This window comes from Ensifer sp. Root278, assembly GCF_001429285.1.
Classification (GTDB): domain Bacteria; phylum Pseudomonadota; class Alphaproteobacteria; order Rhizobiales; family Rhizobiaceae; genus Ensifer.
The window spans coordinates 1-1,407 of the sequence record NZ_LMJJ01000039.1; the positions used below are offsets into that span (position 1 = coordinate 1).

2 pseudogenes are annotated in these 1,407 nt (G+C 61.8%); both read left to right on the top strand.

Annotated features, from left to right (window positions below):
- Nucleotides 1-417: pseudogene (locus ASE60_RS35060) on the top strand (hypothetical protein); the annotation flags it as partial.
- 363 nt (nt 418-780) lie between these two features.
- Nucleotides 781-1,407 (top strand): annotated as a pseudogene (locus ASE60_RS21830) (FecR domain-containing protein); the annotation flags it as partial.

Sequence of the window (1,407 nt, forward strand, 5' to 3'; positions counted from 1 at the left end):
GTCAGTCGCAATACATTGAAATCACTAGGCAATGCGCAAGCCCTTCCTTTCCTCTCCGGTGGGCAACGACTGTCCGGAGCGCTGGGCTGGGCGGGGGGCGGCTGCAGCCTTGCGGCGGTGTTCCAGGAGGATCTCGAACGCCAACCGCGAACTGTGCAACCCCCCGCCGTCGAAGAAAGGCCTCCCGAGGAAAAACCGAAGCCCGAGGAGAGGCCGCACAAGCCGGAGGAGAAACCTCAGAAGCCGGAGGAAAAACCTCAGAAGCCTGTGCAGGAAGAAGGCTACCGCAATCGCCACTGGGAGATGAAACATCCGGATATCCGCGGCGAGGATGCCAACCACAAGGATGTGCTCGAACATGCCAACGACCATCAGAACAAGGGGCATCAGAAGGGGCGCAGTCATCACAATGACTGACGAACCGGCAGGCCGCCTGACGCTCGGTACCTTCCGCGCACGCCGCCGATTGCCTCCAATGGCCACGACTGGGCGAGCGGCCATGACCGCCTAACTCTTACGGTTGCGGCATGGCGTTACCCCGATTGGGCGACAAGACATAAATCCCTGTGACGTGATAACAATAGCACTTTGGAGGGTGCCATGTTCTGCTTGCGTGGTGCCGCACTCATCGCGTTTTGTGCCGTGACATTCAGTCCGACCATCGCCGCCGAACCTGTCGGCCAGGCGGTGCAGATTCGCACGTCAGTCAGCGGCGCACGCGGTCCGATCGCGGTCAAGGACCCGGTCTACAAGGACGAACGGATTTCGACATCGAAGTCNCAGGCGGTGCAGATTCGCACGTCAGTCAGCGGCGCACGCGGTCCGATCGCGGTCAAGGACCCGGTCTACAAGGACGAACGGATTTCGACATCGAAGTCCGGTCTCGGCCAGTTCGTCTTCCAGGATGGCACCAAGCTTGCGGTCGGCTGGGGYTCGTCSGTGGTCATCGACAARTTCGTCTACGATGATGCCAAGTCGGTGAAGAAACTGACGATCATGGCCGCGAAGGGCACGTTCCGCTGGATCAGCGGCAAGTCCGGGCACTCCGCCTATSAAATCGTCACGCCGGCCGGCACGATCGGCGTTCGCGGCACCGCCTTCGATTTTTATGTCGGCCGCGACGGCACCACCGCCGTCGTGCTGCTCAGCGGCGCCGCAAGCTTCTGTGGCGCCGGCGGCTGCCGGCAATTGACGCAGCGTTGCGACTGCGTCGTCGCCAAGCCTGGCGGCGGCATCAGCGATCCGAGAAGAGTCAGTCGCAATACATTGAAATCACTAGGCAATGCGCAAGCCCTTCCTTTCCTCTCCGGTGGGCAACGACTGTCCGGAGCGCTGGGCTGGGCGGGGGGYGGCTGCAGCCTTCCTATCATTCTGGCGGACGGAAGCGGAATGCGTGCGATGAACCGT